Annotated in this window: 6 protein-coding genes, 2 tRNA genes and 1 pseudogene; 4 read left to right on the forward strand and 5 right to left on the reverse strand. The window is 68.8% G+C overall.

Annotated features, from left to right (window positions below; all coding sequences use genetic code 11):
• Positions 1 to 283 (reverse strand): annotated as a pseudogene (locus HUU95_RS07270) (hypothetical protein); the annotation flags it as partial.
• An 81-nt stretch (positions 284 to 364) separates the two neighbouring features.
• Here HUU95_RS07270 and HUU95_RS07275 point away from each other — a divergent pair.
• A tRNA-Arg gene (locus HUU95_RS07275) sits at positions 365 to 441 on the forward strand.
• Positions 442 to 469: 28 nt separating this feature from the next.
• Here HUU95_RS07275 and HUU95_RS07280 read toward each other — a convergent pair.
• Both HUU95_RS07280 and ald read right to left on the reverse strand, forming a co-directional pair.
• Positions 470 to 688 carry a DUF3072 domain-containing protein gene (locus tag HUU95_RS07280; protein ID WP_174279509.1) on the reverse strand — a complete coding sequence of 73 codons (219 nt, stop codon included), beginning with the start codon at positions 686 to 688 and terminating at the stop codon, positions 470 to 472.
• Between the two features lie 36 nt (positions 689 to 724).
• On the reverse strand, positions 725 to 1,831 hold the full coding sequence (ald, locus tag HUU95_RS07285; protein ID WP_174279510.1) for an alanine dehydrogenase: 1,107 nt from the start codon (positions 1,829 to 1,831) through the stop codon (positions 725 to 727).
• Between the two features lie 159 nt (positions 1,832 to 1,990).
• Between ald and HUU95_RS07290 the strand changes: the two genes are divergently transcribed.
• The 3 genes from HUU95_RS07290 (at position 1,991) to HUU95_RS07300 (ending at position 4,562) form a co-directional block, all read left to right on the forward strand.
• Positions 1,991 to 3,916 carry a potassium transporter Kup gene (locus HUU95_RS07290; protein ID WP_174279511.1) on the forward strand — a complete coding sequence of 642 codons (1,926 nt, stop codon included), beginning with the start codon at positions 1,991 to 1,993 and terminating at the stop codon, positions 3,914 to 3,916.
• Positions 3,913 to 4,431, forward strand: coding sequence for a 2'-5' RNA ligase family protein (locus HUU95_RS07295; protein ID WP_174279512.1), 519 nt, complete (start codon positions 3,913 to 3,915; stop codon positions 4,429 to 4,431). Before HUU95_RS07290 ends, HUU95_RS07295 begins: the two co-directional genes overlap by 4 nt.
• Before the next feature lie 54 nt (positions 4,432 to 4,485).
• Positions 4,486 to 4,562 (forward strand) — tRNA-Met (locus HUU95_RS07300).
• Here HUU95_RS07300 and HUU95_RS07305 read toward each other — a convergent pair.
• Together HUU95_RS07305 and HUU95_RS07310 are read right to left on the reverse strand one after the other, a co-directional pair.
• Positions 4,541 to 5,179: a peptidylprolyl isomerase gene (locus HUU95_RS07305; RefSeq protein WP_174279513.1), complete on the reverse strand. Its 639-nt coding sequence runs from the start codon at positions 5,177 to 5,179 to the stop codon at positions 4,541 to 4,543. The two genes, HUU95_RS07300 and HUU95_RS07305, sit on opposite strands and share 22 nt — an antisense overlap.
• 26 nt (positions 5,180 to 5,205) lie before the next feature.
• The coding region (locus HUU95_RS07310) for a formate dehydrogenase accessory sulfurtransferase FdhD (protein ID WP_174279514.1) at positions 5,206 to 5,549 on the reverse strand (344 nt) is incomplete at its 5' end.

Consider the following 5,549-nt stretch of genomic DNA (forward strand, 5'->3'; position numbering starts at 1 on the left):
TCGCCTCGCTCGGGCTGTACGCCCTCTCGGCGACGCGCACGGAGGTCCGCGCCAGCGGGTACATGAGCCGCGCGAGCATGGTGGAAGGCCTCGAGCTCTGGGGGCTGAACTCGGCGATGAACAACCTCACGAGCGGCGCCGGTCCGCTGGTCGGAGCCGCGACGGGCTCGGCCCAGCCGCGCGCCTCGGCGGGACGCACCGCGAGCGAGGGATAGCCGTGCCCGCCCGCCGAGCAGCCCGCGAGCGCGACGAGTGGAAGAATGGCCAGCAGCCGGTGCGTCATCCCCCCCGCTGCTATCGCCGGGAGAGAAGTCGCGCAACGCCCTTGCATCCCCGGCGAACCGCTTATAGAGCCCCCTGCGAGGCGCCCGTAGCTCAGCTGGATAGAGCATCAGACTACGAATCTGAGGGCCGGGCGTTCGAATCGCTCCGGGCGCACCATCCTTTTCCCGAACCGCCGCCGAGCGCCTCAGCGCCCGCGGCCGGTCTTCCCCTGCAGCTCGTCGATCTTCAACGAGGCGTCCGCCTTGGTCATGTCGGCGTCGAACTCCTCATGCGCTTCCTCGCTCAGCGTCTTGAGGTAGCTCGCCTGCGCGCCGGTCATCGGCTCGCCGCCGGTGGTCCAGTCGTGCGGGTCCTTCTCGGCATTGCCGGTCGGGTGATCCTTGGGGTTCAGGTCGTCGGCCATCAGTAATTCCTTCCGCCGCACCAACACTCTCGTTCCTTATCCGTTCCACGCTTCGTAGGCGAGGCTGAGATCGTCGGCGACCGCCTTGTACGCGATCTTGCCGCGATAGACGTTGAGCCCGGCGGCGAGGTGCGGGTCGGCCTTCATCGCCTCCTCCGCGCCCTGACCGGCGAGCTTCAGCGCGAACGGCAGGGTGGCGTTGTTGAGCGCGAAGGCAGAGGTGCGGGCGACCGCGCCGGGCATGTTGGCGACGCAGTAATGGATCACGCCATCGACCTCGAACACCGGGTCCTGGTGCGTGGTGGCATGGCTGGTCTCGAAACAGCCGCCCTGGTCGATGGCGATGTCGACCAGCACCGCGCCGCGCTTCATCGTCTTCACCATGTCGCGGGTGACCAGCTTGGGCGCGGCGGCACCGGGGATCAGCACCGCGCCGATCACCAGCGAGGCGTTCTTCACCGCCGCCGCGATCGCCGCCTTGCTCGCATAGGCGGTCTTGATCTGGCTGGAGAAGAACATGTCGAGCTCCGCCAGCCGGCTCATGTTGACGTCGTAGATGGTGACGTCCGCCCGCATCCCGACCGCCATCTGCGCCGCGTTGATGCCCGAGATGCCGCCGCCCAGGATCGCCACCTTGGCCGGCGCGACGCCGGGAACGCCGCCGAGCAGCACGCCGCGGCCGCCCTGTTCCTTCTCCAGATAGTGCGCACCGACCTGCACCGACATGCGTCCCGCCACCTCGCTCATCGGCTTGAGCAGCGGCAGGCCGCCGCCCGGGGCGGTGACGGTCTCATAGGCGATACAGGTCGCGCCCGACTGCATCAGCCCCTCCGCCTGCGGCTTGTCGGCGGCGAGGTGGAGATAGGTGAACAGCAGGTGGCGCGGCTCCAGCATCGCGATCTCGACCGCCTGCGGCTCTTTGACCTTGACGATCATGTCGGCGGCGGCGAACACCGCCTTCGCATCGGGCAGGATGGTCGCGCCGACGCCGCGATAGGCGTCGTCGTCGAAGTCGATGCCGCACCCCGCCTGCGTTTCCACCACCACCTCATGCCCGGCCGAGACCAGCTCGGCGACGGAGGGCGGCGTCAGGCCGACGCGATATTCGTGGTTCTTGATTTCCTTGGGTACTCCGACGCGCATCGCGCTGTCCTCCTGTCGTCTAGTGGGGCGGCCCGTTGCGCGCCGGGGGTGGAGCGTGCTAGAGCTAAGGCGTTGCCGATAGAGGCTGATAGCCGTCACCGCCATGGTTTTCCCCCTGCTCCCCTCCGGAGCAATCCCGGCCGGGATCGACCCGACCTCGTGACCGACCCGTCCACCGCCGGTGAGCCGGCATCGCGGCACGAGGACGATGTCGCACATGCCCCGCATCGTAGCGACGCGCTCGCGAAGCTCGCGATCGGGGCGGTCGGCGTCGTGTTCGGCGACATCGGCACCAGCCCGCTCTACGCCTTTCGCGAGACCTTCGCCGGTCATCACCGGCTGGCGCTCGATCCGGCGCATATCATGGGCGTCATCAGCCTGATCTTCTGGTCGATGATGATCGTCGTGACCGTCAAGTACGTCGCGATCATCATGCGCGCCGACAACAAGGGGGAGGGCGGCAGCCTGGCGCTGCTCGCGCTGGTGTCGGGGCGGACCCGGACGCGGCGCTGGTCGACCGGCATCGTCCTGCTCGGCGTGTTCGCGACCTCGCTCTTCTACGGCGACAGCATGATCACGCCGGCGGTGTCGGTGCTGTCGGCAGTCGAGGGGCTGGGCGTGGTGTCGCCGACGCTGGGCACGCTGGTGCTGCCGATCGCGGTGGCGATCCTGATCTTCCTGTTCTCGATCCAGTCGGGAGGAACCAACCGCGTTGGCTATTTCTTCGGACCGATCATGCTGGTCTATTTCGCGGTGATCGCGGTGCTGGGGCTGCTCAGCATCGTGCAGACCCCGCATGTGCTGCTGGCGCTGTCGCCGCATTACGCGGTCGAGTTCTTCGCGGCCGATCCACGCCGCGCTTTCCTGGCGCTGGGCTCGGTCGTTCTCGCGGTGACGGGAGCGGAGGCGTTGTACGCCGACATGGGTCATTTCGGGCGGCGGCCGATCGGGCTGTCCTGGCTGTGCTTCGTGCTGCCGGCGCTGATCCTCAACTATATGGGGCAGGGCGCGCTGCTGTTCCGGGTCGGCGGTGCCGGCCTGCGCAGCCCCTTCTACATGCTCGCCCCCGACAGCCTGCAGCTGCCGCTGGTCATCCTCGCCACCGCCGCGGCGGTCATCGCCAGCCAGGCGGTGATCTCCGGCGCGTTCTCGGTAACGCAGCAGGCCATCCAGCTCGGCTTCGTGCCGCGGCTGCGGATCGAGCATACCAGCGCCGCCACCGCCGGGCAGATCTACATCCCGATCATCAACTGGGCGCTGATGACGATGGTCATCATCTTGGTGCTGTTCTTCCGCACCTCGTCCAACCTCACCAGCGCCTATGGCATCGCGGTGACGGGGGCGATGCTGATCGACACCTGCCTGCTCGGCGTCGCGCTGACCCGGCTGTGGAACTGGCCGAGCTACGCCGCGGCACCGTTGCTGGCATTGTTCTTCCTGGTTGACGGCGCGTACTTCACCGCCAACCTGACCAAGATCCCCGACGGCGGCTGGTTCCCGCTGCTGGTCGGGCTGATCGTGTTCACCGCGCTGACGACCTGGTCGAAGGGGCGGCATCTGATGGTCGACCGGCTGCACCAGGCGGCGATGCCGGTCGGCGTCTTCATCAAGTCCGCCGCCGCCAGCGCCGCGCGCGTGCCGGGAACGGCGGTGTTCATGACCTCCAGCCCCGATGGCGTGCCGCACGCGCTGCTCCACAACCTCAAGCACAACAAGGTGCTGCACGAGCGGGTGGTGTTGCTGACGGTCAAGATCGTCGACATGCCGTACTGGACAGAGGCGCGGGCGCGGCGCGAGGAGCTGGGCGAGGGGTTCCACCGCCTGGTGCTGCGCTATGGCTTCATGGACGAGATCGACGTGCCGGTGGCGCTCAACGGCGTCGGCGGTTGCGGCGCGGAGTTCCGGATGATGGACACGAGCTTCTTCCTGTCGCGCCAGACGCTGCTGCCGTCCGACAAGCCCGGCATGATGCTGTGGCGCGAGCGGCTGTTCGCGTGGATGCTGCGCAACGCGGAAAGCGCGATGGAGTTCTTCCGTCTGCCGACCAACCGGGTGGTGGAACTGGGCAGTCAGGTCGAGATTTGACCGGAGCAGCGGCACCCGCGCCGATCATCGTCACCGCGCTGTTCGGCAAGCAGGACCAGGCGTGGTTCGACGGCCTGCGCCGCGAGCATTTTCCGGCCGAGCGCAACCAGCTCGACGCGCATCTGACGCTGTTCCACCACCTGCCGCCCTCGGTCGCGGACGAGCTGAAGCATCGCCTGGTGCAGGAGACGCGCGGGGTGCCGGCCCCGGAGGCGAGCGTCGGCGGGCTGATGTCGCTGGGCGGCGGCGTCGCCTATCGGATCGAGGCTCCGGCGCTGACCGCGATCCGGAACCGGCTGCTCGACGCGTTCGCCGGGATGCTGACGCCGCAGGACGCGGGCGGCTGGCGGCCGCACGTCACAATTCAGAACAAGGTGACGCCGGCGGTGGCGAAGCTGCTGCTGGCGCATCTGCAGCGCGATTTCCGCCCGCGCCGGGTCGAGGTCGCGGGCCTCGCCGCCTGGTGGTATCGCGGCGGCCCGTGGGAGCCGCTGTCGCGCCACATGTTCGCCTGACGCCGGGGTTGACCGGGCGCAGGGGCCGCTTATACGCGCCGCTTCCAGGGCTGAGGCGGAGTAGCTCAGCTGGTTAGAGCACGGGAATCATAATCCTGGGGTCGGGGGTTCAAGTCCCTCCTCCGCTACCAGCCTTGGCCACACGCGCGGCGCTGATGATCCTGACCGGCGCGGCGATCGTCTCGCCCTTGAACGGTCCCTTGGCGGGATCGACGGTGGCGTCGAGGATGCGCTTCACCACGTCCATCCCCTCGACGACATGGCCGAACGCGGCATAGCCGAGATTGTCGCCGGGCCTGGTCGGATCGGCATCGAGCGAGGGCTGGTCGCCGACGTTGATCGTGAAGTCGCCGCGCCCGCTGTCCGGAGCCAGCCGGGCGAGCGAGATCGCGCCGCTGGTGTGGGTGACGCCGGTCTGGGTCGAGGGTTCGAGCGCGATCGGCGGCAGGACGCGCTTGGGTGCGTTCTGCACCCCGAACTGGATGAAGCCGAAATCGGGTGCCGGCCTGACCGTCCGGTAGAAGACGGTGCCGTCGAGCCGGTGCCCGTCGACATAGCGCAGGAAGTTGGCCGTGGTGATCGGCGCACGACCGCGCTCCAGCTCCAGCACGATCCGGCCCTGGTCGGTCACCAGCGCCACCTGCACCGTGTCCGGGCGCGGTGTCGGCAGGGGAGCGGGCGTTGGCGTCGCCTCCTGGGCAAGAGCCGGCGTAGCGGCGAGGCAAGCGAGCAGCAGGTGGCGAATCACGGCTGTTCCTCCGATCGGATGCCAGCCTAGCCGAAGATACCGTGCGGATCATGCAGCACCAGCATCGCGTCGGCGCGGGCGAGCGCAACCAGCGTCAGGCCGTGCTCGCGGGCGTGGTCGATCGCGAGGCTGGTAGGCGCGGAGATGCCGGCGAGCAGCGGCGCGCCCGCGACCAGCGCCTTGTCGACCATCTCGAAGCTGATCCGCGAGGTCACGAGCAGGAAGCCGTCGATCGGCCGTCCTGTCAGCGCGAGCGTCCCGATCAGCTTGTCGAGCGCGTTGTGGCGGCCGACATCCTCGCGGACGGCGACGATCGCGCCGCCCGGGTTGCAGGCGGCGGCGGCATGGGCGGCCCCGGTCGCGGCGGTGA

The sequence above is a fragment of the Sphingomonas bacterium genome, assembly GCF_903643065.1.
In the GTDB taxonomy this organism is placed as follows: Bacteria; Pseudomonadota; Alphaproteobacteria; order Sphingomonadales; family Sphingomonadaceae; genus Sphingomonas.

Coding starts and splice junctions, on each gene's coding strand:
- HUU95_RS07280 (WP_174279509.1), bottom strand. CDS start 688: ATGGCCGACGACCTGAACCCCAAGGATCACCCGACCGGCAATGCCGAG.
- ald (WP_174279510.1), bottom strand. CDS start 1,831: ATGCGCGTCGGAGTACCCAAGGAAATCAAGAACCACGAATATCGCGTC.